Origin of the sequence: Nostoc sp., assembly GCF_036917395.1 — a bacterium.
In the GTDB taxonomy this organism is placed as follows: Bacteria; Cyanobacteriota; Cyanobacteriia; order Cyanobacteriales; family Nostocaceae; genus Nostoc.
The window spans coordinates 158,641-183,804 of the sequence record NZ_JBALDI010000009.1; the positions used below are offsets into that span (position 1 = coordinate 158,641).

The 25,164-nt window shown below is 41.5% G+C and carries 20 protein-coding genes and 1 other RNA gene; 19 read left to right on the forward strand and 2 right to left on the reverse strand.

All coding sequences use genetic code 11. The features are described from left to right. Positions 1–33: 33 nt before the first annotated feature. The 12 genes from atpB to V7K46_RS06925 all read left to right on the forward strand — a co-directional run bounded on the left by atpB (position 34) and on the right by V7K46_RS06925 (position 12,290). Positions 34–795, forward strand: a complete 762-nt coding sequence (gene atpB, locus V7K46_RS06870; RefSeq protein WP_335111826.1) for a F0F1 ATP synthase subunit A — start codon at positions 34–36, stop codon at positions 793–795. A gap of 149 nt (positions 796–944) precedes the next feature. Next, positions 945–1,190, forward strand: a complete 246-nt coding sequence (gene atpE / locus V7K46_RS06875) for an ATP synthase F0 subunit C (RefSeq protein ID WP_012411162.1) — start codon at positions 945–947, stop codon at positions 1,188–1,190. Positions 1,191–1,513: 323 nt separating this feature from the next. Continuing rightward, complete coding sequence (locus V7K46_RS06880; RefSeq protein ID WP_298909033.1) at positions 1,514–1,945, forward strand: F0F1 ATP synthase subunit B'; 432 nt, start codon at positions 1,514–1,516, stop codon at positions 1,943–1,945. A 216-nt stretch (positions 1,946–2,161) separates the two neighbouring features. Continuing rightward, positions 2,162–2,734, forward strand: a complete 573-nt coding sequence (locus V7K46_RS06885) for a F0F1 ATP synthase subunit B (protein WP_335111827.1) — start codon at positions 2,162–2,164, stop codon at positions 2,732–2,734. After that, entirely contained in the window at positions 2,731–3,285 is a 555-nt protein-coding gene (gene atpH / locus V7K46_RS06890) for an ATP synthase F1 subunit delta (RefSeq protein WP_335111828.1), read from the forward strand. The genes V7K46_RS06885 and atpH overlap by 4 nt, the downstream gene beginning before the upstream one ends. 198 nt (positions 3,286–3,483) lie before the next feature. Then, a complete protein-coding gene (gene atpA / locus V7K46_RS06895; protein ID WP_335111829.1) occupies positions 3,484–5,004 on the forward strand; it encodes a F0F1 ATP synthase subunit alpha in 1,521 nt (506 codons plus the stop codon). Between the two features lie 92 nt (positions 5,005–5,096). Beyond that, a complete protein-coding gene (locus V7K46_RS06900; protein WP_335111830.1) occupies positions 5,097–6,044 on the forward strand; it encodes a F0F1 ATP synthase subunit gamma in 948 nt (315 codons plus the stop codon). Between the two features lie 172 nt (positions 6,045–6,216). After that, positions 6,217–6,607: a transfer-messenger RNA gene (ssrA, locus tag V7K46_RS06905) on the forward strand. Between the two features lie 729 nt (positions 6,608–7,336). Further along, positions 7,337–8,533 carry a cytochrome b5-like heme/steroid binding domain-containing protein gene (locus V7K46_RS06910; RefSeq protein WP_335111831.1) on the forward strand — a complete coding sequence of 399 codons (1,197 nt, stop codon included), beginning with the start codon at positions 7,337–7,339 and terminating at the stop codon, positions 8,531–8,533. A 30-nt stretch (positions 8,534–8,563) separates the two neighbouring features. Then, a complete protein-coding gene (locus V7K46_RS06915) occupies positions 8,564–8,992 on the forward strand; it encodes a hypothetical protein (RefSeq protein WP_335111832.1) in 429 nt (142 codons plus the stop codon). Positions 8,993–9,085: 93 nt separating this feature from the next. After that, positions 9,086–10,399: a type III polyketide synthase gene (locus V7K46_RS06920; protein ID WP_335111833.1), complete on the forward strand. Its 1,314-nt coding sequence runs from the start codon at positions 9,086–9,088 to the stop codon at positions 10,397–10,399. Between the two features lie 58 nt (positions 10,400–10,457). Next, on the forward strand, positions 10,458–12,290 hold the full coding sequence (locus tag V7K46_RS06925; protein ID WP_335111834.1) for an ATP-binding cassette domain-containing protein: 1,833 nt from the start codon (positions 10,458–10,460) through the stop codon (positions 12,288–12,290). A gap of 220 nt (positions 12,291–12,510) precedes the next feature. Here V7K46_RS06925 and V7K46_RS06930 read toward each other — a convergent pair whose 3' ends face one another. Beyond that, complete coding sequence (locus tag V7K46_RS06930; RefSeq protein WP_335111835.1) at positions 12,511–12,966, reverse strand: helix-turn-helix domain-containing protein; 456 nt, start codon at positions 12,964–12,966, stop codon at positions 12,511–12,513. 1,191 nt (positions 12,967–14,157) lie between these two features. Here V7K46_RS06930 and V7K46_RS06935 point away from each other — a divergent pair. The 3 genes from V7K46_RS06935 to V7K46_RS06945 all read left to right on the forward strand — a co-directional run bounded on the left by V7K46_RS06935 (position 14,158) and on the right by V7K46_RS06945 (position 18,738). Next, positions 14,158–15,876 carry a diflavin flavoprotein gene (locus V7K46_RS06935; RefSeq protein ID WP_335111836.1) on the forward strand — a complete coding sequence of 573 codons (1,719 nt, stop codon included), beginning with the start codon at positions 14,158–14,160 and terminating at the stop codon, positions 15,874–15,876. A 169-nt stretch (positions 15,877–16,045) separates the two neighbouring features. Continuing rightward, entirely contained in the window at positions 16,046–17,758 is a 1,713-nt protein-coding gene (locus tag V7K46_RS06940; protein WP_335111837.1) for a diflavin flavoprotein, read from the forward strand. A gap of 800 nt (positions 17,759–18,558) precedes the next feature. Next, a complete protein-coding gene (locus tag V7K46_RS06945) occupies positions 18,559–18,738 on the forward strand; it encodes a hypothetical protein (protein WP_334726280.1) in 180 nt (59 codons plus the stop codon). A 19-nt stretch (positions 18,739–18,757) separates the two neighbouring features. Here the strand turns inward: V7K46_RS06945 and V7K46_RS06950 are convergent, their stop codons facing one another. Next, positions 18,758–20,050 (reverse strand): dicarboxylate/amino acid:cation symporter, encoded by a 1,293-nt coding sequence (locus tag V7K46_RS06950; protein WP_335111838.1) that lies wholly within the window; start codon positions 20,048–20,050, stop codon positions 18,758–18,760. Positions 20,051–20,243: 193 nt separating this feature from the next. Between V7K46_RS06950 and V7K46_RS06955 the strand changes: the two genes are divergently transcribed. The 4 genes from V7K46_RS06955 to V7K46_RS06970 all read left to right on the forward strand — a co-directional run bounded on the left by V7K46_RS06955 (position 20,244) and on the right by V7K46_RS06970 (position 25,081). Next, complete coding sequence (locus tag V7K46_RS06955) at positions 20,244–22,874, forward strand: DNA polymerase III subunit alpha (protein ID WP_335111839.1); 2,631 nt, start codon at positions 20,244–20,246, stop codon at positions 22,872–22,874. A gap of 78 nt (positions 22,875–22,952) precedes the next feature. Beyond that, positions 22,953–23,735 (forward strand): hypothetical protein, encoded by a 783-nt coding sequence (locus V7K46_RS06960; protein WP_335111840.1) that lies wholly within the window; start codon positions 22,953–22,955, stop codon positions 23,733–23,735. Between the two features lie 114 nt (positions 23,736–23,849). Further along, positions 23,850–24,269, forward strand: a complete 420-nt coding sequence (locus tag V7K46_RS06965; RefSeq protein WP_335111841.1) for a GNAT family N-acetyltransferase — start codon at positions 23,850–23,852, stop codon at positions 24,267–24,269. A gap of 17 nt (positions 24,270–24,286) precedes the next feature. After that, positions 24,287–25,081 carry an aminotransferase class IV gene (locus V7K46_RS06970; protein ID WP_335111842.1) on the forward strand — a complete coding sequence of 265 codons (795 nt, stop codon included), beginning with the start codon at positions 24,287–24,289 and terminating at the stop codon, positions 25,079–25,081. Positions 25,082–25,164: the final 83 nt, after the last annotated feature.

Sequence of the window (25,164 nt, forward strand, 5' to 3'; positions counted from 1 at the left end):
CCATCCTCGCTCGTTGGGGAAAATGCTTGAAGAATGCAAATGCTTAGTGTCTTAAACGCCTTTAGTTCTTTTCCCCTCGCCGCATTAGAAGTAGGTCATCATTTCTACTGGCAATTGGGCAATCTTAAAATTCATGGGCAAGTTTTTCTCACCTCATGGTTTGTGATTAGCATTTTAGTAGTGGCTTCAATTGCTGCTACTCGCAACGCACAAAGAATTCCCAAGGGCATCCAAAATTTGATGGAATACGCCCTAGAATTTATCCGGGATTTGGCAAAAAACCAACTTGGTGAGAAAGAGTACCGCCCTTGGGTGCCATTTATTGGCACATTGTTCTTGTTTATTTTCGTATCGAACTGGTCAGGTGCGCTAATTCCCTGGAAGCTGATCAAGCTACCTTCAGGCGAATTGGCAGCTCCCACCAATGACATCAATACGACTGTTGCATTGGCACTGCTAACCTCCTTAGCGTACTTTTACGCAGGTTTTAGCAAACGGGGTTTGGGCTACTTTAAGAAATATATAGAGCCAACACCTGTTCTATTGCCGATCGCAATTCTCGAAGATTTCACCAAGCCCCTCTCCCTAAGCTTCCGTCTATTTGGTAATATTTTGGCGGATGAACTGGTAGTTGCGGTACTGGTGCTGCTAGTTCCTCTATTTGTACCTCTGCCTGTAATGGCCTTAGGTTTATTTACCAGTGCCATTCAAGCCCTGGTTTTTGCCACCCTAGCCGGAGCATACATTCATGAGGCCATGGAGGGACATGGTGGAGAAGAACATGAGGAGCATTAAACTTCTCAGTTGATAGCACAGTTCCAAGAGCATTTTCGCTCAAAACATCGCAAAGCGCGATCTGAAGAACTCGGTGCAGCGTGAAAAACACGTCTCTAGTCGTTAACGTAATGTCTGTTAGTTTTGTAATCAAAGCAAGGAAAATCAACATGGATCCATTAGTGCAGGCTGCTTCAGTTCTCGCTGCTGCTTTAGCGATTGGTTTAGCTGCAATTGGCCCTGGTATTGGTCAAGGAAATGCTGCTGGACAAGCAGTAGAAGGTATTGCCCGTCAACCTGAAGCAGAAGGAAAAATTCGCGGTACTCTGCTATTAACCTTGGCATTCATGGAATCCTTGACTATCTATGGTCTAGTGATTGCCCTGGTATTGCTGTTTGCTAATCCCTTCGGCTAATACCTTAAAGTTTTTGTGAGTGTGGAGTCGTGAGTGATCACGCCTCTACAATCGAAATATTTTGGGTATCTTAATAGTTCTAATGTTCAATTGACTACCGATTTTGGATTTTGGATTTTGGATTATCAAGAGTTTTGGGTACATGCCCCTGAGCTATGCCTGCTCTAAAATCTAAAAGACGCTTCTACGTCGCTAACGCTACGCTATCGTCAATCTAAAGTCCAAAATTACTTGACCCTTGTTGGCTATGGGTTTCTAAAATATGAAAGGTTGGATGATGTTGCTAGCCATGAAAACTGCTACTCCAGCCAAAGAGGAGAGAAATGTTTGATTTCGATGCTACCTTGCCCTTCATGGCATTGCAATTCCTGCTATTGGCAGCCTTGTTGAATGCAATTTTCTATAAGCCACTGACCAAGGTATTAGACGATCGCGATAATTATATCCGAACGAATACTCTTGAGGCGCGGGAGAGCTTGGCTAAAGCCGAGCGCTTGGCTACCGAATATGAGCAGCAACTCGCAGAAGCTCGCAAACAATCGCAAGCTACCCTAGAAGCAGCTCAACTTGAAGCTAAGAAAATTACTGCCGAGAAAATAGCTGAGGCCCAAAAGGAAGCTCAGTCTCAACGAGAACAAGCTGCTGTTGAAATAGAACAACAAAAGCAGGAAGCTTTTCGCACCTTAGAGCAACAAGTTGATGCTCTCAGCAGGCAGATTCTAGAAAAACTATTGGGGCCAACTCCAGTTAGATAAGCTAACAAGACTGGTTCTGTAAAAGCATACGCGCAATTGGGCCCTAGTCCAAAGCGCTTAATTAAGTGTCAAAAAAAGGCACTTTTTCCCCTTCGGGGGAAAGATACTTAATTTCCTTACGGGGAAAAGATACTTAAATTTCCCTACAGGGGAAAGATACTTAAATTTCCCTACGGGAAAATACAACGTATTAGCAAGCGAGCAGCGCACTTGTAAATGGGTATCATGGGGACATTGTTATTACTTGCCGCAGAAGCAAACGCTGTTCACTCTGAATTGGCAGAAGGCGCAGCAGAAGGTGGTTTCGGTCTAAACCTAGACATTTTTGAAACCAATCTGATCAATCTAGCGATTCTAGTTGGCATACTATTCTACTTCGGACGTAAAGTTTTAAGCAATATCCTGAACGAGCGACAATCCAATATTGCCACCGCAATTCAGGAAGCAGAAAGGCGCTTAAAAGAGGCTTCAATTGCCCTTTCCCAAGCGCAAGAACAGTTGAAGCAATCTCAGGCAGAGGCACAACGCATCCGCCAATCTGCCACAGAAAACGCCCAAAAGGCGAAAGAAGACTTGTTGGCGAAGGCAGTGCAAGACGTAGAACGCTTGAAACAAACAGCAGCAGCAGATTTAAACACTGAAACCGAGCGAGCGATCGCCCAACTGCGGCAACGGGTAGCTACTCTAGCATTGCAAAAAGTCGAATCGCAACTCAAAGGCGGGATTGCCGACGATGCTCAACAAGGTTTAATTGACCGCAGCATCGCACAACTGGGAGGCAATGTATGACAAGCAAAGTAGCAACAACTGAAGTAGCCCAGCCCTACGCACAGGCACTTTTGTCAATAGCGCAATCGAAAAATTTGACAGAAGAGTTCGGGGAAGATGCGCGGACTTTCCTGGGTTTGCTCAGGGCAGACAAACAGCTACAAAACTTCTTCAGCAACCCGTTTATTCAGTCTGAGAACAAAAAATCTCTGATTAAACAAATACTCGGTGAAGGCGCTAACCCCTACTTACGCAATTTTTTGCTAATACTAGTAGACAAACGCCGCATTGCATTCTTGGAATCAATTTTTCAACAGTATCTGGCGCTGTTGCGGCAGCTGAATCAAACCGTATTAGCGGAAGTGATTTCAGCCGTTCCCCTCACAGAAGCTCAACAGCAGGCAATTACAGAAAAGGTGATTGCTATAACTAATGCTCGCCAGGTAGAAATAGAAACCAAGGTAGACAGTGAGTTAATTGGTGGTGTAATCATTAAAGTAGGTTCGCAGGTAATTGATGCCAGTATCCGGGGTCAGTTACGCCGCCTTTCATTGCGCTTAACTAATAGCTAGAAAGTTAGGAGTACAGACGCGATTAATCGCGTCTGTACAGGAGTTAGGAGTAGAGACGCGATTAATCGCGTCTGTACAGGAGTTAGGAGTTAAGTAAACAGTAATTTATTTTGACTTTTAACTTTTAACCTTTGCTTTTTTAACTCATCACTTCCAACTATTGAATTTTTCCGTCTCGAAAGCAAAAAAGATAGACACATGAGCATATCAATTAGACCTGACGAAATTAGTAGTATAATCCAACAACAAATCGAGCAATACGATCAAGAGGTCAAAGTTGCTAACGTTGGTACTGTTCTACAAGTTGGTGACGGTATTGCCCGGATCTATGGTCTTGAAAAGGCTATGGCTGGGGAACTCTTAGAATTTGAAGACGGTACAGTTGGCATCGCCCAGAACTTGGAAGAAGACAATGTGGGCGCAGTGCTTATGGGTGAAGGGATAGAAATTCAAGAAGGTAGCTCTGTAACTGCGACTGGTAGAATTGCCCAGGTGCCTGTAGGAGAAGCCTTAGTTGGACGAGTTGTAGACGCCTTGGGTCGTCCCATTGATGGGAAGGGAGACATCAAATCCTCAGAAAGCCGTTTGATTGAATCTCCAGCACCCGGTATCATTGCTCGTCGGTCTGTACACGAACCCATGCAAACGGGGATCACAGCTATTGACTCAATGATTCCCATCGGTCGCGGTCAGCGCGAATTGATTATTGGTGACCGTCAAACTGGCAAAACTGCGATCGCGATCGACACAATCATCAACCAAAAAGAAGAAGATGTAATTTGTGTTTACGTTGCGATCGGTCAAAAGGCTTCCACAGTTGCTAACGTGGTGCAGACATTGCAAGAAAAAGGCGCGATGGATTACACCGTTGTCGTTGCCGCTAGCGCCAGTGAACCAGCAACCCTGCAATACCTAGCTCCCTACACAGGCGCAACCATCGCTGAGTACTTCATGTACAAGGGTAAAGCTACCCTAGTTATTTACGATGACCTCTCCAAGCAAGCCCAAGCTTATCGCCAAATGTCCCTGTTGTTGCGTCGTCCACCCGGACGCGAAGCTTACCCTGGAGATGTATTCTACATCCACTCCCGCTTACTAGAAAGAGCAGCAAAGCTGAGTGATGAATTAGGTAAAGGCAGTATGACCGCCCTACCAATCATCGAAACTCAAGCTGGTGACGTTTCGGCATACATCCCTACAAACGTAATTTCCATTACCGATGGTCAGATATTCTTGTCTTCTGACCTGTTTAACGCTGGTATCCGTCCCGCTGTAAACCCTGGTATTTCCGTATCCCGCGTAGGTTCGGCGGCGCAAACCAAGGCAATGAAAAAAGTTGCTGGTAAAATTAAATTGGAACTAGCACAATTTGACGACCTGCAAGCCTTCGCTCAATTTGCTTCCGACTTAGATAAAGCTACTCAAGACCAATTGGCACGGGGTCAACGGTTGCGCGAACTCCTCAAGCAGCCACAGAATTCGCCACTATCAGTATACGAGCAAGTAGCAATTTTGTATGCTGGTATCAATGGTTACCTGGATGATGTACCTGTAAATCAAGTAACCACGTTCACCAAAGGTCTGCGTGAGTACTTAAAGACTGGTAAACCGCAGTATGTGCAAGGAGTACAAGGCTCTAAAGCACTAGGTGATGCAGAAGAAGTTGCCTTGAAGGAAGCACTCACCGAATACAAGAAGACCTTCAAAGCTACAGCATAGCAATTTTGGATTTTGGATTTTGGATTTCGGATTAAATCTAAAATCCGAAACCCCAAATCTAAAATCTAAAATCTAAAATCTAAAATCGAATTATGGCCAATCTAAAAGCAATACGCGATCGCATTCAGTCGGTCAAAAATACCAAAAAAATCACAGAAGCCATGCGTCTGGTAGCTGCGGCTAGAGTGCGTCGGGCGCAAGAACAAGTGCTAGCGACTCGCCCCTTCGCCGATCGCTTGGCACAAGTATTGTATGGTTTGCAAAGCCGTCTGCGCTTTGAAGAAGCAAACCTGCCACTGCTGAAAAAACGGGAAGTTAAGTCAGTCGGGCTGTTGGTAATTTCAGGCGATCGCGGTCTATGCGGCGGCTACAATAATAACGTTATCCGTCGTGCAGAAAACCGCGCCAAAGAAATCCAGGCAGAAGGTTTAGACTATCAATTTGTGCTCGTCGGACGCAAAGCTACGCAGTACTTTCAACGCCGCAATCAGCCAATTGATGCAACTTACAGTGGCTTAGAGCAAATTCCCACCGCAGCCGAAGCTACTCAAATTGCTGACCAACTGCTTTCCTTGTTCCTTTCGGAAGAAGTAGATCGCGTTGAGTTAATTTATACCAGATTCCTTTCTTTGGTTAGCTCCCGTCCTGTGGTGCAAACCCTGCTACCCCTCGACCCGCAAGGACTAGAAGCAGCCGATGACGAAATCTTCCGCTTGACAACCCGTGGCGGTAAATTTGAAGTAGAACGCGAAAAAGTGACTAACCAAGTCCGCGCGTTGGCTCCTGACATGATTTTTGAGCAAGATCCAGTGCAGATTCTCGATTCTCTGTTGCCCCTGTATCTGAGTAACCAGCTATTGCGAGCGCTACAAGAATCGGCAGCTAGTGAACTAGCAGCCCGGATGACAGCCATGAGTAATGCCAGCGAGAATGCGGGTGAACTGATTAACACCCTCACCCTGTCTTACAACAAAGCGCGACAAGCTGCAATTACTCAAGAACTCCTTGAAGTTGTGGGCGGTGCTGAAGCACTAACTTAAGGTATAGCTAATTATTTATTTGTAGTGCGTTGTAATATATAGCCAATTGCTAATTATTTTAAGATTAGCAATTGGCTATTTTAGTATTTGGGACTTTCAAGATAAAGCAAAAAATTTTGTCCATTAACACATTTCAAGAATTGCGTATTATAATTGAAGTTATAAAGCGCATGGGTCCGTCACGGTTTCGACAGGTTGGCGAACGCTGCTCTGTGATTCAGGTCGAGAGTGAGTCTCCTCTCGAAAATCAAAGGCTCAAACAAAAAGTAAATGCGAATAACATCGTTAACTTTGCTCGTAAGGATGCTCTAGTAGCAGCCTAAAACACCTCTTACAGGTTCGAGCGTCTTTAGTTTGACTCCGTTAAGGACTGAAGACCAAACCCCAACGGATGCTCTAGCAAGCGTTCTCTGGTTGGCTTGCTGGCTAAGATTAAATCAGAGCATCCTACGTTCGGGATAATGAACGATTCCCGCCTTGAGGGTCAGAAAGGCTAAACCTGTGAATGAGCGGGGGGTCAATACCCAATTTGGACAGCAGTTCGACTCTGCTCGGATCCACTAAAAATAGTTAACAAGTCCACTTGACACTGTGATGTGTGAGTGGACTTTGTTTTATGGGAAACTCCGATCGTAATTTTCTATTATGCACAGCTAATATCATGTCCGCATAATTAGTTATAATTCCCACAGTCATTTTCAATGGCTAACATCTCAGGATGTGGGTAAACTGAGCTTCGCCCAGCTGCGCTAAGGTGTCTCTACAAGGTTTTAGATCAACAAGTCTAATTAGTTTTAATTCCCGAATCTGGGCAGAAAGCCCAAAACCCCCTCTCCGGGGTAATATTGCAAAAATACTAATTACAGATTCATCTCCCCTAGTTATCCCCGATTAACTTCTAATATTAAAAGCATCAAAGAAAGCTGTATTGAACAAGTATGGATTGCAGTTAATGGCATGAAGTTTTTATTTAGATGCAATATACGCTTTTAAAGTATATCTGTGCGCTCTTAGTGGAAACGCCTATATATAAACACGCTGACTTCGCCTTGTAAATAACTGTTAGTTGGTAAATAAATCTTTTTCTAAAAAAGTCAAATTTTCCTTATTGAGTTTCCCAGGTTAAATAAGAGCTTTCAAACTTAATTTCTGTGTTTGATTGCATCTGGCCTAGATACAGCACAAGTTTAGATTTAATACATCAAGTGATGAAAAACTGCACTCATGCGTCAGAAAAGATGCCTCATGAGCAGCATAAGCACATTTAAAAATATTCAGGAGTATCAGGTATTATGAATGCAATAATAAAGGCTTTTAAGCATATACAAATCTTTAGACATAGAGAGAAAGAGCAAAATATTTCCGAGCTTGTTTTTGCTTACGATACAAGCATTGCTGAAGATATTAGACGTGTAGATAACCAGGAAAAACCACAACTACTTGCTGATGCAATACCTGCTACGGGCTACGCCTACACAAAAACGTCTCCAACTATGCCTAATATCAACAGTCAGGAAAAACCACAACTACCTCCTGGTGAAATTGGCAAAGAGCCTCCACCTAATTTGCCTAATATATGGATTTACGACGGCGAAGCATACGATTTATCTGACTTTATTAAGCGGCATCCAGGCGGTGAATTTTTCATTGGACGTATGAAGAATAGAGATATCACCACATTGGTTAATATCTTTCATCCTAATCCCGAAAAGTCCAAAAGAGTTCTGAAGAAATATGCTTTGGGACGAAAAGCTAGACCTGAAGACGTTCATCCTAAATACAATGCTCCACCATTCTTATTTCGTGAAGGTTTTGATGGCTGGAGAGATACACCGAAGTTTAACTTCCAAAACCAAGAGCAACTGCTGAATCAGATTAAGGCAAGGATAAACAAGCCAGAAATGAAAAAAAAGATTGAGCAAATGGACTTTATTTTTGATGTGGTAACAATCATTTTGCTCGTTGTCTATATCCTTGTGCAAGTGCTGCGGTTAAATTTCATGCAATATATGCCAATTTATCTTTTTGTTCCACTGATGGCGGCTCTGAGAATCTCCCTCACAGGTGCAGGTCACTATCTAATCCATCGCGCTCAAGTTGGCCTTAATAAAGTATTTGCACATATTTTTGATATCAGCTACGTTCCAATGGCTTTCGTCGTGACTGATGGTCATACTTTAATGCATCATCCTTTTACCCAAAGTCAAGTTGATATCAAGAGAAATGTTTTCACAGCCATGTTGGAACTTCCTCGTTTCTATCGAATTCCGGTTCATACTGTACATAAGCTTGGTCACGTTTTGACTGGAATGCTTGTGCGATTTCTTGAGATATGTACACTGGCAGTAAAGTTTGGTGTAAAAGACTTGTTTGGCTCTTGGCAACGAGGTTTGCCTCATTATGTCGGCACTTTTTCTATGCGAGTAATCCTTGTTGGCGAGTTGATTTTGTTTTGGATGAATGGTGATTTTGGAGCTTGGCTGGCATAATTTATTTTGACTCTATGGATTAGTACTTTCATGATTGTCGCTAGTCACGATTTTGAAGAAGAAGAAGTCGATCCCTCAGAAGATTGGGCAGTATCTCAAATTAAAAATTCCTATGATTTGACTATGATTGGCAACAAGTACATTGACTGCTTTCTATCAGCAGGTCTTAGTCCACATCGCGTACATCATGTGCTTCCATACCAAAAAAGTGGTTTTGCAAATATTATCAGCGAAGATATTGTCCGAGAAGAGGCAGAGAAATTTAATGTTGTCTGGTCAAAGCCAAAAAATTTCTTCTTTGAGCGTCTGCCAATATTGGTAAAACATTACTTGTTAGGCCCATCAAGAACGGCAAAAGAAAATAACTTTGGACTATTGAAAGAACACTTTCACCCACAACAATTAATGACATCAGCGAAATATGTTTTTCAAGGTTTTTTGGGAATCGGTTCAATTTAATCAGAAAACATAGTTGTTGTTAATAGCAACTGTCTTGTTAAAATCCTGAAATTGACCAAAAATAATTGTCAATAGTAAAAATAGAAAAATTAGATGAATACTAAAACTAGCCTAGTAATGCACAACCAAGTAAATAATTTCGGTGTTGTTAAACCAACCGAAATAAAAGCAAAATACAACCCTTATGAACTTGGTACGATTAAGTCAAAGCAGTTTTTACCGATTATTGAGAGTATCGCAACTGGTACCCCCGACAACATCGTTCGACAGTCTGACGCGGCTGGATTAGTTGCAAAAATTCCTAGTTTGGAGCAAAATCGATGCCGAATCGATAAGATTTATAAAAATACTCGAATTGATACGAGACATCTAGCAGTCAATTTATTATCCGATGAAGCGATCGCTCACGGGCACAATCAGACTATCCAATCTCGGATGCAGATGTATCAAGAGTTTGCTGTTCCTCTGGCTGAACGGGTTGCTAAAAAAGCACTCTTAACTGCCTCTGAAAGTATGGAAGCTAACACTCATCTATACTTAGATAGGAATATCGAAGAGTGCATCCGCCTGATTGTTTTTGTATCGAGTACAGGCTTCGTAGCACCAGGAATAGATACAGAATTGATTAAAAGGCTTGGACTCAGGCGAGACACAGCGCGAGTAACAGTAAATTTTATGGGTTGTGCAGCTGCAATGAATGGACTGCGTGTTGCCTCCGATCATGTGCGAGCTAATCCAACACACAAAGTCCTTTTAGTATGCCTTGAACTAAGCTCAATCAATGCAGTCTTTGAAGATGATATGAATGATGTTATTATTCATAGCATTTTTGGCGATGGATGTGCCGCAGTAGTTGTCGGAGCTTGTCAACCAGAGCAAGCAATCGGTCAAGGTAAAGTCATCATTAAAGATCACCTAAGTTACCTTATTGAAAATACCGAAGATGGCATCGTTCTTGGCATACGAGATAACGGAATTACTTGTCAGCTTTCGCGTCAGTTGCCTGACTATATTAAGACTGGTGTTAATCCAATTATCGAAAGTTTTTTAGCAAGCCATGAGCTTACTAAAGATAGTATCGATCTTTGGGCTATTCATCCTGGTGGCACACGCATTATTCAGAATTCACAGGATTCTCTTGGACTCACTGATAGTCAAGTTGCTGATAGTTGGGAGATACTGCGTCAGTATGGTAATATGCTTAGTTCCTCAGTACTATTTGTCATGGAACGTATGCTGTTTAGAAGTGAAAATAATTCTTCGGCAGCTGAGAAAGAATACGTGGGATTAGATAACCGAAATCACGATTATAAAAATTCAAGCGAACAAATGAAAGCATTAACTGGAATTGCCTTTTCATTTTCACCAGGAGTTGGAATAGAAGGAATTCTATTTCAAAAAGTTTAAAATAATCATCCTGATATTATAAACGCCACAGTTTTTAGCCATCTAAAAGGACACAAGCATGAGATTTATTCGATTTCTTTGGGAAATATCATGGCGGAGTATTTTGATTGCAACTATCACAGGCTTAATTAGCGGTGGTAGTAATGCAATGCTGATTTCACTCATAAATCGGGCTGTTAGTCAAGCATCACTTCCCAATGCATTGTTATATTTTGCAGGATTAGGTCTTTGTACTCTCTTCACAAGTACTGTCACGCAATTCATGCTGATTAATCTCTCGCAAAATGCTATCTACCAATTGCGAGTCAGGTTAGGTCAAAATATCTTATCTTCACCTTTAGAACATCTAGAAAAACTTGGAGAAAATCGTTTACTTGCAACACTAACTGATGATGTCAGAGTTCTTTCGCACGCTGTATCAGCAATTCCGAGTATCTGTATCGATTTCGCGACTGTTCTGGGATGTTTATTCTACTTATCTTTAATTTCAAACATCATATTTGTATTGACGATCGCTACATCTGCTGTTGCTATTTGGTGTGTGCAAATTAGACTGGACAAAGCACAACATTTGTTCTCTATAGCACGTGAAGAGGAGGATAATTTATTCAAGCATTTTCAAGCTATCACTAGAGGTACTAAAGAACTAAAACTGCACAAAACCAGACGAGAAGATTTTTCCTCTAAGAACCTGCAAGGTAGTGCCACAAAACTGCGTCAAAAAAATACTACCGCAATGCAAAGTTTTGCGATCGCTAATGGGTTAGGGCAATTTTCACAGCTTTCTACTTTAGCTTTGATGCTTTTTATTTTGCCCTGGTTTATTCATATCCCAATCCCGATGCTATCAACTTATGTCCTGACTACTACCTATCTATCTCTACCACTCCAGAACCTATTACGCAGATTACCCGATATTTTGCAAGGTAATGTTGCATTGCAGAAAATTAACATGATGAAGCTGTCATTAACTAGCCAAGCAGAAGTTGACACAACAATTAACTCCCACATCGTCAAACAACCTAGTCAAATTGAAGTGAAACTCGAACTCGATCGGGTGAGCTATCTATATTACCCTGATAGTGATGAGAAAAGGTTTCTCTTAGAGCCAAATAATCCATCATTGCACCCAAAACATAAATCGGAAAAGGGACGTAAGCCCAGAGATATCCACCCGCCTCGTGGTAGTGAGAAAGAGTTTCTCTTGGGGCCAAATAGTCCATCTTTACCGCCGGGACATAAGCCCAGAGATATGCATCCTCCTACTGACGATGAAAAAGGATTTCTCCTAGGCCCAATTAGTCTAACTTTGCAGCCGGGACAAATAACGTATATTGTGGGTGGCAATGGTAGTGGCAAGTCAACGCTAGCTAAATTGATTACGGGATTGTATCCACCTAAAAATGGGTCAATTTATCTAGACGGAGTACTGATTACAGATGAAAACCGCGAATGGTATCGCCAGCATTTCTCTGCTATCTTCTCTGATTTCTACCTTTTCGATAGCTGTTTGGGATTCAATCATCCGAATCTCGATCGAGAAGTTGAAAATTATCTCAGACAATTGCAGTTAGACCATAAAGTTAAGGTGAGAGATGGTGTTTTATCAACAACTAATCTATCTCAAGGGCAAAGAAAGCGTCTCGCATTACTAACAGCTTATTTAGAAGATCGCCCTATTTATTTATTCGATGAATGGGCATCTGACCAAGAGCCATACTTTCGAGACCTCTTTTATAGGCAGAGTCTTGTGAAACTCAAAGAACGTGGTAAAGCCGTAATAGTAATTACCCATGATGACCGTTACTTTCACCTTGCTGACCAAATTATTAAGCTCGATTATGGTAAGGTTCAATCTGACTATATTCCGACAACTAGCCTTCTAAGTTAAGGCAGGCTTGATCGAGTAAAATCATCGGATTAACATCAGATACTCTAGCTTTCTTAATTACGAATTACGAATTGGTATTACTCGCTAGGATGATTCCGGCTCGAAATACCGCTCAATTAAACGCAATTACTGCCTTACGAAGTGATTGATATGACAACCAATCTCTAGCGATCGCTGCCCAAACGAAACAAGTGATCCGAGTCCAAGATGATTTAATCAGCTAACTATGCTGTTTTTGGGTTTGTGTGTATGCGCTTCCAAACCTCCTTCCCCTTTTTTTCAGTACCCGTCGTAGTCGATCTGCACTCAAGTTTACTTGACGCTCAGATGCGAGTTTTTTTGCTAATTGTTTAGAGTTATAAGTCTCTGACTCTTGAGCCAAACAACTTTCGAGATAAACCAAATCTGATTCTGAATATCGCGGCTTTCCCCCTCGACCAGGAGCATCCCATAAACCTGCTAAACCCATCTTTTCCCAGCGATGAAGGGTTTGACGTACTGTTGAAATCGCCCAGTTTAAGCCTTTAGCGATTTGCTCATTTTTTAAGCCGCGAGTATTCAGCAGTAAAACTTGAGCACGATCCTTGGTACGTTGAGGAACATCTTTGGCTTTTCTCAACTCTTCTAAAGTCAGCTTTTCTGCGTCAGTTAGAAAGACTTTTAATCGGCATCCCATAAACGATAACCTTTCACATAGTCAATTTTTGGCATTGTATATGTCTATTCACACCTCTATATCTACTTCAGCATGTGTTTAATAATACAGTTATAAGTTTAACAATAAGTATTAAATATACCGAAGTTTAGCCTTATGGCTGTTAGGGGCGAAGTATTAGCTTGAGAACATTATTAAAGTTTGTAATTTATCATCGGTAATGAATTTTCGTAAAAAGTTAGGCACACAAAAAACGACACCGTTAGCTTGTATGGGCATATAGATTAAATAGCCAGACGCTGTAGCTTATGGCTATGATCAAAATAATTTGTTGGCGTTGTCTTGATTAATGCCTAAGGTCGATAATAAAAAACTGTATCATTAAAATTATTAAATTATTCGTATTGTTACGGTCATTCATCGAAACTTTAAAAATGATTTTTACACTAGTTTATACTTGAATGAGCAGAAAAAGATATACAGGGTCAGTTGTTTTTATTCCGCTCGTCTCAGAAACTTTGCTTTTATTATCTCCAAAAAGACATCTATTTTATCGACTTTACAGAAAATTTATATTTTACGTAACAAGATTCTTGCTTGAGACAAAAATATATTTATACTCATTGGGAAAAATAGTCTCAACAGCTTATTTGATGCGTATTGAAAAGGTGTAAAAAATTTGTCTTACCTTTCCTACCTTTCCTACTTTTCCTACTTTTCCTACTTAGTTCTAAGAGAGGACTTCAAAAAACTAACTTTTTCTATTTGACATCTAAATCTATTCTCTTAAGACATGAATTTTGCGATCGCCCAATATTTTGCACCACAATTACAGAGTCTCTTTGTAATTGTGGTATATCCTTAGCACTCATCCGTCATTCTCAAAAATAAAGGTTAGCATAACAATCCTGGATGTGTAATATTTTTTTAGGTTTTGACTTTTTAGTTTTTTATTGTCAAATAACATGATGAATATGATATTTTTGAATTAGGATAAGTTCAGATAAACTTGCAAAATCAAATACTCAGTGAATAAGCCGGAATAAATTAATATTTAGTATATTTTTGGAGTCATATTTTTAGCAATAAAATAGCAATAATTGATACAAGTTAAAATTTAAAAAAACTGATATTTATTACAACTTAAACAAAAAATAATAGAGACAATGGGGGCAGAAGAAAAACCTGCTAATTTGCGCTCGGAGACGAATAATGGTAGCGATCGCACAGAACGTTCAACATCGCCTAACTATACAAACTGTAGAAATTGCCCCTAATACAACGGCGATTCGCTCTCTTGATTGGGATCGCGATCGCTTCGATATCGAATTCGGATTGCAAAACGGTACAACCTATAATTCATATCTAATTAGGGGTGAACAAACAGTTTTGATTGATACTTCTCACCAGAAGTTTCGTGATCTGTATTTAGAGACTCTAAAAGGTCTTGTCAACCCCAAAACAATTGATTATATAATTGTCAGCCACACAGAGCCAGACCATAGCGGCTTAGTAGAAGATGTCCTCCAATTAGCTCCTAGAGCTACCGTTTTAGCCTCAAAAGTTGCGCTTCAGTTTTTGGAAGGCTTAGTCCACGATCCTTTTTCCAAGAGGGTTGTGAAAACTGGCGATCGCATAGATATCGGCAAAGGACACGAAATCGAATTCGTGAGTGCGCCTAACTTACACTGGCCGGATACAATCTTTAGCTTTGACCGCAAAACCCAAACCCTTTACACCTGTGATGCTTTTGGGATGCACTTTTGTGACGATCGCACCTTCGACGAAGATTTAGAAGCGATCGAAGCTGATTTTAGATTTTACTACGACTGCTTGATGGGCCCTAACGCTCGTTCTTTGGTGAATGCCATGAAGCGGATGGGTGAACTAGGGAAGATTAATATTATCGCCAACGGTCACGGTCCATTATTACACCACCACCTAGATGTTTTAACCGGGTGCTACGAAAATTGGAGCCAAAAACAAGCTAAAGCAGAAACCACCATTGGCATGTTTTTTGTCTCAGATTATGGGTATAGTGAGCGCCTTGGTCATGCAATTTCTGAGGGTATACTGAAAACTGGGGTTGGGGTAGAAGTATTGGATCTAAGTACTGCCCAGAGCCAAGAAATCCAGGAACTAGCCGGGAGAGCAGCTAGCATCATTATTGGTATGCCCCCGACTACAAGCGCCGCCGCCCAAGCTAGTATCAGTTCATTGCTAGCTGTCGCCAGAAACAAGCAAATGGTAGGGCTGTTTGAATGTTACGGTGGGGATGATGAACCCATTGATACACTCCGCAGAAAATTTCTCGACTCTGGCATCAAAGAAGCCTTCCCAGCCATTCGGATTAGAGAGGCTCCTACCGCATCAACATTCCAATTGTGTGAAGAAGCGGGTAAAGACATCGGACAATTGCTGGTACGCGATCGCAACATCAAGCACATCAAGTCCCTCGACGTTGACATGGAAAAGGCGCTGGGTCGGATTAGTAGTGGGCTATATATAGTCACCACGAAAAAAGAAAATGTGTCAAGTGCAATGCTGGCATCCTGGGTAACGCAAGCGAGTTTGCAACCCTTAGGATTCACAATTGCCGTTGCTAAAGACCGCGCCATTGATTCCTTAATGCAAGTAGGCGATCGCTTCGTCCTCAACGTATTGGAAGAAGGCAATTATCAAGAATTGAAAAAGCACTTTCTCAAGCGCTTGCATCCTGGTGCTGACCGCTTTGCTGGGGTGAAAACTCAAACCGCGAAAAACGGCTCCCCGATTCTGACTGATGCTCTGGCGTACATGGAATGTGAAATACAGACCAGCATGGAATGCAGCGACCACTGGATTTTATACTGCACCGTCGAAGAAGGTCGTGTCTCTAAAAACGATGGACTGACAGCGGTTCGCCATCGCAAAGTAGGTAATTACTACTAAGAAAGAGGGAATGGGGAGTAGGGAGTAGGGAATAAAGATGCAGGAGAGCTTATGAGCAGAGGAGAACTTGTACAAGTCTTTGCTCATTCTCCATTCCTCATTCCCCATTCCCCATTCCCCATTCCCCACTCCCCACTCCCCATTCCCCACTCCCTATTCACCAACAGCTATGACCAATTCCAAGCCACGCGACGTACAAGTTCTACCAATTGCTACAAATACTAAGGCAATCAAAGCACGTAGTTGGTCACGTCTGCGGTTTGAAATTGAATACGCACTTGAAAGAGGTACTACTTCCAATTGCTATTTAATTGAAGCTGATAAAACCGCACTTATTGATCCACCCCCAGAAAGCTTTACCGAAATTTATTTAGAGGCATTGCGGCAGACTTTAGATTTGCAAAGTTTGGATTATATAATCCTGGGTCATTTTAATCCTAACCGAGTTGCAACCCTGAAAGCAATTTTACAACTGGCACCACAGGTAACTTTTGTCTGTTCTCTTCCCGGTGCGAACAATTTGCGTGCTGCTTTCCTAGACCACGATTTGAAAGTCTTGGTGATGCGAGGGAAAGAAACTCTGGATTTGGGCAAGGGTCATGTTTTAAAATTCTTCCCGATTCCTAGTCCACGTTGGCCAGAAGGACTTTGTACCTACGACCAGCAAACCCAAATTCTCTACACAGATAAGTTATTTGCAACTCATCTTTGTGGTGATGAACTATTTGATGATAACTGGGAAGCGCTCAAAGAAGACCAGCGTTATTACTTTAACTGCCTGATGGCTCCCCAAGCTCCTCATGTGCAAGCAGCTTTGGAGAAAATATCAGATTTGCAGGTGAGAATGTATGCTGTGGGTCACGGGCCCTTGGTACGCACCAGCTTAATCGAACTTACCAAAGCTTATGGAGAATGGAGTCGTGCTCACAACGATCGCGAGATTTCCGTTGCCCTACTTTATGCTTCAGCTTACGGGAATACGGCGACTTTAGCACAGGCGATCGCTCTGGGACTGACTAAAGGTGGAGTCGCAGTCAAATCGATTAACTGTGAATTTGCCACCCCTGATGAAGTTCGCATCAACCTAGCACAGTCAGACGGTTTTATTATCGGTTCTCCTACCATTGGTGGTCATGCGCCAACTCCTATTCATACTGCTTTAGGGATTGTGCTATCGAGCGGTGACAATAGCAAACTCGCTGGGGTCTTTGGTTCCTATGGCTGGAGTGGCGAAGCATTTGACTTAATTGAAGGTAAACTCCGGGATGCTGGATATCGCTTTGGTTTTGACACCCTGAAGGTCAAGTTTAAACCTGATGATGTCACTCTCAAGTTCTGTGAAGAACTAGGCACAGACTTTGCCCAAGCACTGAAAAAGGCTAAAAAGGTACGCGTACCACAACAAACCGCTACTCCAGTGGAACAGGCTGTCGGTCGGATCGTTGGTTCCGTTTGCGTGGTTACAGCCAAACTTGGAGAAGTGTCTACCGCAATGTTAGGCGCTTGGGTTTCTCAAGCCACCTTCAACCCACCTGGACTAACTGTTGCGATCGCCAAAGACCGAGCGATCGAATCTTTGATGTATCCAGGTGGGAAGTTTGCCTTAAATATTCTACCTGAAGGCAATCATCAAGACTACATGAAACATTTCCGTAAATCTTTCGCGCCTGGGGAAGATAGATTTTCCAACTTTAGTACAGCAGTTGCAGATAACGGTTGTACCATCCTCACTGATGCATCAGCATATTTGGAATGCTCAGTCAATCAACGTCTGGAATGTGGCGATCATTGGGTTGTGTATGCAACTGTGGATGAAGGTAAATTACTCAAGCCCGATGCTGTTACTGCCATCAACCATCGGAAAACAGGCACTCATTATTAGATAATGAGAAATTTAACTTAACGAAACCGCCTTAGCTTGAATATAGCCAAGGCATTATTATGACAAAAATTCTCTTTTTTATTGTGGGATGGGCAAGATGCTTATCCCAGTTTTTTTGTCGATATGTAGAGTCCGCCTAAGTAAATTTTAGTTATCTACGAGCTTATCTATCTTTAGACAGATACTGAATATTTTGAAGTTTTAGATTATACAAAAAAACTTTGAAATTACAAAATCATCTATTGTTTTAAAAGGGACTCCGACAATACTCTGGTAGATTTCTGAAGTGAAGAACCACTGGCTAGGAAGTGTCTCAAGTGCGATCGCTTAGTACAGCTGAGGAAACGTACAGACTTCTTAGGCAGCTCCGTCAGCAATGCAGGGGACATCAACGGTGGCGGCTTCGAGTCTGCGCCCCTAGCAACGTTATCTGTAGGATGAATTTCGTGAAATGGTATGACTTTTTATGGGATGTGGAATCAGAAAAATGGTGCGTGCAATTTCAGTATTAAAGCGGAAACAATATAAATTCACTCGCTGAAATTCCGCAATTGCCACCAAGACAATTGTAGAAACGCAGTGTAGCCTTTAACTAGAAAAAGAGTATCAGGGAGTTGCTAGACAAAATGCCAACTAGTAGTTTGCCAAACCAAAATTGCTGGGTTTGGGCTGGGGAAAGGGGAAAGGTTAAAGGAAAAGGGGCTAAAAACCTTTTCCCTTTTCCTCTTACCCTTTAAAGAGCCAAGTTCCATTGGCGAACTACTAGTACTACTAAACTTTTATAATATTTTGTTGTTCTTATGACTCCAAAACACACCAAAATTAAATTTCCCCTTTGGCAGTATCTGAACCAGCCTTTATTTAGTCACAATCCTAAATTAGTATTGAATCCCCATCGCTTTGCATTCATCTGGCGTCTTCGACTTCTAGAACGCTGCTGGACTAAAGAATGTGATGCCAAAGGGCCTCAACAGCATTAGATACCTGAAAAGCCGTAAACTAAGCCTCGTCTATAGAACGAGGCTTTTTGCCGTCAAGTAAAGCACTGACAGTCATATCTCCCATGACATTAATCGCGGTGCGGCAGCGATCCAGAAACCAGTCTACAGTAACTAGCAAAGCGATGTACTGGGTAGGTAAGCCTACAGAAGTGAACACTAGTGTCATTGTTACCAGTCCAGCATTGGGAATATTTGCCGCACCTACGGATGCAAAAATCGAGGTAAGGATGACAATTAACTGCTGTCCCAGACTCAGATGTTGTCCAATTAGTTGGGAAATATATAACGCAGACATTGCTTCATAGAGGGCAGTGCCATCATTATTGAAATTTGCCCCAACTAATGCCCCCAAGGCAGCAGAAGATTCCCTTAAACCGACTTTTGTTTGCAAAACCTCAAAGGTTACGGGCATTGCCGCCGCAGAGGAAGAAGTTGAGAAAGCTGTCAAAAAAGCATCAGAACCGCCAGCTAAGAATTTTAACGGATGTACCCAAGAACCAAATTTTACTCTGGTGAGGTAGTAGCACGCCTGCAATACTAATGCTAACAGCACTGCCACGATGAATGCACCCAAAGATTTAAACGGTGTAAAGCCCTGCATAGCAATAGTTTTAGCAACAATCCCAAAGACTGCGAACGGCACTAAGGCAATTACCCAGTTGAGGATACGGACTACCGCTTCAAATAAAATCCCGATGACATCCTCAATTGGCTGGTATCCGTTCTTGCCTTGAGTGATTTGTTCAGATTTTAATCCCCGCAGGACGATGCCAAAACTTAGGGCAATTACAATCAGTTGGATGACGTTATTATCAACTAACGGCTTGAGAACAGCTTCCGGTACAGCATCTTTGAGTATTCCCCAAGGGTCAAGACTCTGAGGAGTTATTTCTGTACTTGTTGAGGTGGTTACATTGCCCCAAGTTCCTGGACGCAGCACATTCGCTACCAAAAGTCCGACTAAAATAGCTACGGTAGTGTTAGTTAAAAGTAGCACTGCCAGCCGCCGTCCGGCTGTACCGGGGATATTCGTAGTCATTAAGGTATGCAGCACTGCTACCAGAATCAGAGGCGTAGCTAGGGCGCGGAGAGCCTTTAACACCAATTCCGCCGGAATTGCTAAATTATTGATTAAAGTGGCATTGTTGGGATTGGGATTCCCCGCTCCAAGGGCAATTCCGACGCTGACTGCTACTACTAGGGCGATGAGAATTTGCAATGTGAGAGGGATACGCTGCCACCAAGGGCTAGCTTTGGTTTCAGGCGAAGTAGTACTCTCTGTTTGACTCATTAGTTAGATGCTGATTAACTACTGTAACTATTAAAACAACACTTATGATAGTGACAATTTCGGAAAAATAACAGCTTGAATTTTGGTTAAAAACTGTTAATCTAAGATTCCGTTGCTTTGCAAAATCTAGCTCGAAAGGGTATACCACAAGGTAGGCCCCTAGAGATATCTTGGCTTGTGGTTGGAGATGCTTATGTCCTTTGTCCCTTTACATATTCACAGTGACTACAGTCTGCTCGATGGGGCAAGTCAGCTACCAGAGTTGGTGGATCAAGCGATCGCACTGGGGATGAAAGCGATCGCCCTTACCGATCATGGTGTCATGTATGGAGCCATTGAACTGATCAAAATCTGCCGTAGTCACAATATTAAGCCGATTATCGGCAATGAAATGTATATAATTAACGGCGATATTGAAAAGCAAGAACGCCGTCCGAAATATCATCAAGTAGTTCTAGCTAAAAATACCAAAGGTTACAAAAATTTAGTCAAGTTAACCACAATTTCTCACCTCAAAGGTGTTCAAGGTAAAGGAATTTTTTCTCGTCCTTGTATTAATAAAGATTTACTAAAACAATATCATGAAGGCTTGATTGTCACCAGTGCTTGTTTGGGTGGAGAAATTCCCCAAGCAATTCTTAGTAATAGACCAGACGCAGCCAGAAAAGTTGCTCAGTGGTATAAAGATGTATTTGGTGATGATTATTATCTAGAAATTCAAGACCACGGCTCCCAAGAAGACCGGATTGTTAATGTTGAAATAGTCAAAATTGCGCGGGAACTAGGAATTAAATTTGTTGCTACCAATGATTCTCATTTTATTTCTTGTTTTGATGTTGAAGCCCACGATGCTTTGCTATGTATTCAGACTGGCAAGCTAATTATTGAAGATAAGCGGATGCGTTATAGCGGCACAGAGTACCTCAAATCTGGTGAGGAGATGCAGCAGCTATTTCGTGACCATTTGCTAGATGATGTGATTGCAGAAGCGATCGCCACTACTGAAGAAGTCGCTGATAAAGTCGAGCGTTACAATATTATGGGTGAGCCTCAGATTCCTACACCCCCGATTCCCTCCGGTCATACTGCTGACACTTACGCCGAAGATGTTGCATGGAGCGGACTTTTAGAACGGTTAAATCGTAAATCCCGCAATGAGGTTGATTCCGTCTATAAAGAAAGATTGGAATACGAACTAAAAATGATTCAGCAGATGGGTTTTTCCAAATACTTTTTAGTTGTATGGGATTACATCAAATTTGCTAGAGATAATAACATTCCTGTGGGTCCCGGTCGGGGTTCGGCGGCCGGTTCATTAGTTGCCTATGCGATGCGAATTACCAACATTGACCCTGTGCATCATGGGCTACTATTTGAGCGTTTTTTGAACCCAGAACGGAAATCCATGCCTGATATTGATACGGATTTCTGTATTGAACAAAGAGATAAAGTTATTGAATATGTAACTGATAAATATGGTGCAGATAAAGTTGCCCAAATTATTACCTTTAACCGCCTAACTTCTAAAGCAGTTTTGAAAGATGTCGCCAGAGTCTTGAATATTCCCTACGGGGAAGCTGACAAAATGGCGAAATTAATTCCTGTAGTGCGGGGAAAACCAACGAAACTCAAGGTGATGATTTCTAATGAAACCCCAGAACCACAGTTTAAAGAGAAATATGATAAAGAACCGCATGTTCGCCATTGGCTTGATATGGCGATGCGAATTGAAGGAACTAACAAAACTTTTGGTGTTCATGCAGCAGGTGTGGTAATTTCTGCCGATCCACTTGATGAAATTGTGCCGCTACAGAAGAATAATGATGGTTCCGTGATTACCCAGTATTTCATGGAAGACCTGGAATCAATGGGTTTGTTGAAAATGGATTTTCTGGGTTTACGGAACCTGACGCTGATTCAAAATACCCTTGATTTAATTCAAGAAACTAAAGGATATCGTGTTGATCCTGATGAAATCACCCACCAAGAGAGAAAAGCCCAAAAGATATTAGCTAAAGGTGAACATACCACTCTGCCAAAAGATGTGCAAAAAACTTATGAACTATTAGAAGCAGGTGAGTTAGAAGGGATATTTCAATTAGAATCTTCTGGGATGCGTCAGATAGTGCGAGATTTGAAGCCTTCAAATATAGAAGATATTTCTTCAATTTTGGCACTTTATCGACCTGGGCCATTAGATGCGGGACTAATCCCTAAGTTTATTAACCGTAAACATGGTCGAGAAAACATTGATTATCAACACACCATTTTAGAACCAATATTAGACGAAACCTATGGAATTATGGTCTATCAAGAGCAAATCATGAAAATTGCTCAGGATATGGCTGGATATTCTTTAGGACAAGCTGACTTGCTACGTCGGGCGATGGGTAAAAAGAAAGTTTCTGAGATGCAAAAGCAGCGAGAAAAATTCGTGGATGGTGCAGCTAAAAATGGTGTTCAGAAAAAAGTTGCGGATGAATTATTTGAGCAAATGTTGAAGTTTGCTGAATATTGTTTAAGCTATGACACGGAAATATTGACAGTAGAATATGGATTAATGTCGATTGGGGAAATTGTAGAAAAACTTATTGAATGTACTGTGTACAGCGTTGATAATAATGGAAATATTTACACACAACCTGTAGCACAGTGGCACGATCGCGGACAACAAGAGGTGTTTGAATATTGCTTGGAAGATGGTTCAGTGATTCGGGCAACAAAAGACCATAAATTTATGACTGCTGATGGTCAAATGTTGCCAATTGATGAAATATTTGAACGGGAATTGGATTTGATGCGGTTAGGGGGTTTACCGGAATAAGAGCAATATAGCTGAGTAATTTTCCAAGAAGTATATTATATACAATGAGTTGCTTCTGCATGGGAAGACAAGAAAAATATGTTGTCGCGTAAAGCCATTGCTACACCTTTTGTAATTTGTGTGTGTATTTTAGGAGTTGGCTTGATTCAATTCCCCCAATTACAAAAACTGATAAATAGCAAACAATCTGCCTCCTTAGAAACTCTAGAGAAAGAAATAAAATCAGAAAATATCCGTCTGAATTTTCTCAAAAAAATGCCTACTTTTGGTTATGATAATTTCATTGCAGATTTGGTATATATCAATTTTTTACAATATTTTGGAGATGATCAAGTTCGGGATAAAACAGGTTATAGTTTAAGTCCCGAATATTTTGAAGTCATTCTAGAACGTGACCCGCGATTTTTAGAAGCGTATCGCAGTCTTTCGATCAGTACTTCATTGTATGCTGCTATGCCAGAACGTGCGATCGCACTATCAGAGAAAGGCTTAAAATCACTATCTCCCTTCGTTCCTGAAAAGTCTTATTACGTGTGGCGTAACAAAGGAATTGATGAGTTATTATTTTTAGGCAATGCTCAAGCTGCCCAAAAGTCTTTTGCAACAGCGGCAAACTGGGCTAGTAACTTTTCAGATGCAGAGAGTCAGTTTATAGTTAATAGTTCCCAAAAAACTGCGGAATTTTTGAGTCGAAACCCTAACAGTAAATATGCTCAAATTTCTACCTGGTCTATGGTTTTAAATAATCAAGTTGATGAAAAAACTCGAAAACGAGTAATTAGAGAAATTGAAAAATTGGGAGGAAAAGTAATTATAACTCCTGAAGGTACTGAGAAAATTTTATTTCCTCCAAAAGATTAAATTATTATTCATAGCATTTTTGTACAAGAGAAAGAAAATCTTGCAAAATTGTGATATTCTCGATAATTTGAGAAATTAATATGAATACGCATCATATTTTCAGGAGCAATACTGATGTCAATCCAATTAGGAGAATCTAACCTTCAAATATTAAAGTGTTTTCCTGTTATGTCCCAGTTGCGTCCTCACCTTGAGCAGGCTAAGTTTGTAGAACAAGTTCGATATCAAATGAAAGAAGGATATCAACTTGTATTCTTGGAAGTAGAGCAGCAAGCTGTGGCAGTAGCTGGATTTCGCATTTATACCTGTTTAGCATCAGGAAAGTTTTTATATATTGATGACTTAGTTGTTGATGAGTTAAAACGGTCACAAAGTTATGGTAAACAGTTATTTCAGTGGCTAATTGAATATGCAATAAATCATGACTGTGAACACCTGAGTCTTGATTCTGGTGTTCAGCGATTTGCAGCTCACAGGTTTTATCTCATGCAGCGCATGAGCATTACAAGTCATCACTTTGGAATAGAGTTGTAGCGAGAAGCAATCTGGTTGTGAAAAATGATATTTTTTGGTATAGCGGCAAATTAATTGAGTCCGGAATTTTAGAGTTAGACATTAATGATCCGGGTTTACTTTATGGGGCGACTGTTTTTACAACATTGCGGGTTTATCAGAACTCGCTAGATAGTAATTTAACTAATTGGCAAGCACACTGCGATCGCCTGTTTTTCTCAGTACAATCATTTAGTTGGCAGCAACCAGACTGGAGGCGTGTGCGTCAAGGTGCCCAAATTCTCCTCGCCCACTTCCCTGTTCTCAGAATTACTCTTTTTCCCGATGGACGGGAATGGATAACTGGCAGATTCTTACCAGAGGATTTGAGAGAAAAACAAAAAACTGGCGTTGTGTGTGCCATTGCTAGTTCTGAATTTTATCGCTCTCTCCCCTCTCATAAAACTGGAAACTATTTGAGTGCTTGGCTGGCAAAAACTAGCTTAGATGCTCAAGAAGCAATATTAGTCGATGCCCAAGGAAATTGGCTAGAAACCAGCACAGGCAACCTTTGGGGATGGTACGATCGCAGTTGGTGGACGCCGCCAAAGGAGGCAGGAATTTTGCCTGGAATTATGCGATCGCAACTTGTAAACTGGTTGCAAAACCAGCAGCAGCCGATGCGGGAAGAAACTTGGAGCGGGGAGTTAGTGCAGAGATTTGAAGCGATCGCCTACACTAATAGTGTGGTAGAAATTATTCCCATTCATACCGTTCATCAGCGCACAGGGTCGCTACAATATGATCCCTACCATCCTAGTTTTCTGCAAATAAGGGAGCTTTTTCTAGCATGATAGCCACGCCACTTTGTTACACTTAAGATAAGTTAACATAATTCTTAATAATGACCTCTCGCAACAGAGACGCTAGGCGATGG